The following is a 3,321-nucleotide window of genomic DNA, read 5'->3' on the forward strand; positions in this document are numbered from 1 at the left end:
GACAACATGGCCGCCAGGAACAGGCCCGGTTCCATGTCATCAAGCCCAGCGGGAACCCCATCAGTAGCCGCCCGGTCAGATGTCGGGTCAATCAATGTGTCGAACATACGTTCGATTCTAACCCGACCCTGTGACAGAAAAAGAGCCCTCCACCCTGAGGAGAACTAGGTGAAACCAGGTGGCATCGGCGGACGGGTAGTGCTTGAGATTCGGGCAGTTCGATCCCCAGCTCCCGGCGAGCTTGGGACCGCCCGAACGGCGTCGGCCAGCGACTCATCGAATGGTGTCCATTAGCTTGAGGTCAGACCACGATGACGGAACGAGGCCGGCATGGCGACAGAAATCAGCGAGAAAAAGCACCGGATCTACACCACGAGCTTGGCGAGCGTCTATCCGCACTACGTGACGAAGGCGGAGAGGAAGGGTCGGACGAAGGCCGAGGTCGACGAAGTCATCCGTTGGCTGACCGGCTACAGCCAGAAGCGTCTGGAAGCGCAGTTGGACAAGAAGACCGACTTTGAGACGTTCTTTGCCAAGGCGCCGAAGATGAATCCGAACCGGTCGCTCATCACCGGCGTCGTCTGCGGTGTGAGGGTCGAAGATATCGAGGAACCCACGATGCGCGAGATCCGCTATCTCGACAAGTTGGTGGATGAACTGGCCAAGGGGAAGGCCATGGACAAGATCCTGCGGAATTCGACCAGCCGCTAGGTGGTCCATCACGAGTACCGACCATTCGGTCCGAATCGGGTTTCTGTCACAACCCCGACTTATGTTGACGGGAGACGTCGATAGATCGGGGAGTAGTGTGCATGGCATGCACGTGGATGAGCGCATACCCATGTCATGGGACGAGTACGAGGCGCTGGGGCCGGACGTTCGTGGCGAGTACGTCGATGGTGAGTTCGTCATGAGTCCGTCGCCGACGCTCCGCCATCAGACGATCTGTCGCCGGTTGGCGAACGCAATCGAGGCCGTGCTACCGCAGGGCTTTCTGGTTGCCGAGAACTGGGGTTGGAAGCTGGATGGGCAGGTCGACGAGTTCGTTCCTGATGTCATCGTGTTCGAGGCCAGTGGCGATGACGTCCGACTTACAGGGCTTCCCCAGCTTGTGGTGGAAGTGTTGAGCACCGACCGATCCCGTGACACGATTCGCAAACTACGCAAGTACGCGGGGCTGGGTGTGGCCAGGTGCTGGGTGATCGATCCGGAGGGTCCCGAACTTGTCGTTTTTAAACAAGGCGTCGGTTCGATGGTCGAATCGAACCGTGATGGTCCGGGGCGGGTGGCAGATCTTGATCTCGGTCCAGCGCGCTTACAGATCGACCCGGCCCAACTCAGCTAGAAATTCCGGTCCCGTGGATTTTGTTGCGAGCTAGGTCTGCTTGAGGCGAGACGAGGTCAGCAGGACGCTGCCAAGGACCAGGGCGAGGCCGGCCAGTTGGATGAGTTGGACGTGTTCGTTGAGAAACGTGATGCCGAGAATGACGGCGACGATCGGGATGATGTAGGCAACGATTGATCCGCGGGGGGCGCCGACCCGGCCGAGGATCGTGGCATACATGGCCCGGGCGACCCCTGTCCCGAAGACCCCGAGGATGAGCACGGCGAGAACCGAGCCCCAGGCGAAGGTGGATTCGCCAAGGTCGGCGATGCCGAATGGGAGCAGGACGACGGTGCCGATCATCTGGGCCCGGGCGATCACCGCGATACCTCCGTATTTCTGCTGCAACGGCGGCAGGACGTTGTTCGTCAGACCGTACCCGAGCAACGCCAGGGCAACCCAGCCGACTCCGACGACTCCGGCGCGGCCTCCTTGCATGGTGGGCCAAATCAGGAGGCCGACCCCAGCCAGTCCGACGGTGAGACCGGCGACGTGGCGACCGGTTATCGATCGGTTGCCCATGGCGAACGCTATCGACAGGGTCACGAGTCCGACGGCGGCATTCAACATGCCGACAATCGACGAACTCACCGATTGTTCGGCCAGTGCAAAGAGCAGCGCAGGCGCCGCGTTGCCCGCCACACCGACGATGGAGATAGCCAGCCAGTCGGATCGGGCGATCGTGACCCGGGAAGCCCGCAGGGTCGACAGAGACGCCGCTCCAAGTGCCACCCGGACCGTGGCGATGACTCCCGGTCCGAGATGGTCAAGGCCGATGGCGATCCACAAGAACGATGACCCCCAGATCACCGAGATCGTCAGCAGAAGGCCCCAGTCGCGCGCTGAGATGCGACCGGGATGGCTTCCGGCATTGGTCGAAATCATCCGGCATCCTACGCAGGGCGGGAGATGATCGATTCGCTCGGATGGATTCCCGAACCAGGAGAGAGGCGAGGTGAGGGCGTCGGATTACCATTGCAGGATGGAAGAAGCAGAAAAGCCGCGCGGGTTCTGGCTGGTGGTTTGGGATTGGATCACGACCATTCCAACGCTGTTGTCTTTCGGCGTCGTCTTTGTGATTGCCGATGTGACTCTGCGGGTGGCTCGTCTGTTTGGAGAACATTCTGTCGAAGTGGCCGCCGGGGTCATGCAGCGGGTCCTCATCTGGGCATTCTTCCCGTCGGGGGTGCGAGTCAAGATCGAACGAGATCCGGAAGTCCGCAATGATCGCCCGTACATTCTTGTGTCGAACCACCAGTCGTTCTTTGACGTACCGATCATCGGTGGCGTGTTGTTCTCCAACTTCCCCAAGTACATCGCGAAAAAGGAACTCAGCAAGTGGATCCCGTTCGTCTCGTACAACCTGCGCCGGGGTGGCAACGCCATCATCGACCGGTCGGCTGGCCGTGATGCGGTACGAGTGATCCGGGAATTCGGGAAACACTGCCAGGAGAGGGGAGTTTCCGCAGTCATCTTCCCGGAAGGTTCCCGGTCACGGGACGGCCATCTCAAGGAGTTCAAGCCGGTCGGTGTCGTGCAGTTGATGAAGGCTGCCCCGGATATGGACGTTGTTCCGACCACCATCGATGGGTCGTGGCGGCTGCTCACCCACAAGATGTTCCCGATTCCGTTCGGTACCCGGGTGCGGGTCTCCTTCGGTCGGCCGATCCTTCGGGAAGCCGGTCAACAGGCCGAAGATGTGGTGGTCCAAGTCCGCGAAGTCATCGCTGCCAACCTCGATCACTGGCGAATCGAGCCTGCCACCTAGGCCATTTGGCCTCTAACGGTGGGGTTTTCAAGAATTTTTAATTGATCCTTGACAAGTTGACATCATTATGACATCATTATGACATCACAACAGACAGAAATACCTGTCAGGAGGGTGTATCATGATCAATACGAATCTCAAACTGGCAAGCGGACTTCACGAAGCACGC

Annotated in this window: 4 protein-coding genes; 3 read left to right on the forward strand and 1 reads right to left on the reverse strand. The window is 59.8% G+C overall.

The features are described 5' to 3' along the window. Positions 1-330: 330 nt before the first annotated feature. Positions 331-711 (forward strand): DUF2200 domain-containing protein, encoded by a 381-nt coding sequence (locus JJE47_10720; GenBank protein MBK5267894.1) that lies wholly within the window; start codon positions 331-333, stop codon positions 709-711. Positions 712-817: 106 nt separating this feature from the next. After that, positions 818-1,345 (forward strand): Uma2 family endonuclease, encoded by a 528-nt coding sequence (locus JJE47_10725; protein MBK5267895.1) that lies wholly within the window; start codon positions 818-820, stop codon positions 1,343-1,345. A 30-nt stretch (positions 1,346-1,375) separates the two neighbouring features. Here JJE47_10725 and JJE47_10730 read toward each other — a convergent pair whose 3' ends face one another. After that, a complete protein-coding gene (locus JJE47_10730) occupies positions 1,376-2,269 on the reverse strand; it encodes a DMT family transporter (protein ID MBK5267896.1) in 894 nt (297 codons plus the stop codon). A 97-nt stretch (positions 2,270-2,366) separates the two neighbouring features. Between JJE47_10730 and JJE47_10735 the strand changes: the two genes are divergently transcribed. After that, positions 2,367-3,152, forward strand: a complete 786-nt coding sequence (locus JJE47_10735; GenBank protein MBK5267897.1) for a 1-acyl-sn-glycerol-3-phosphate acyltransferase — start codon at positions 2,367-2,369, stop codon at positions 3,150-3,152. The last annotated feature ends 169 nt before the right edge of the window (positions 3,153-3,321 follow it).

The sequence above is a fragment of the Acidimicrobiia bacterium genome, from assembly GCA_016650365.1.
GTDB lineage: Bacteria > Actinomycetota > Acidimicrobiia > Spongiisociales > JAENVV01 > JAENVV01.

What these genes read in the sequence shown, in the direction of transcription:
- JJE47_10720 (MBK5267894.1), top strand. Translation starts at nt 331, where the DNA reads ATGGCGACAGAAATCAGCGAGAAAAAGCACCGGATCTACACCACGAGC.
- JJE47_10725 (MBK5267895.1), top strand. Translation starts at nt 818, where the DNA reads ATGCACGTGGATGAGCGCATACCCATGTCATGGGACGAGTACGAGGCG.
- JJE47_10730 (MBK5267896.1), bottom strand. Translation starts at nt 2,269, where the DNA reads ATGATTTCGACCAATGCCGGAAGCCATCCCGGTCGCATCTCAGCGCGC.
- JJE47_10735 (MBK5267897.1), top strand. Translation starts at nt 2,367, where the DNA reads ATGGAAGAAGCAGAAAAGCCGCGCGGGTTCTGGCTGGTGGTTTGGGAT.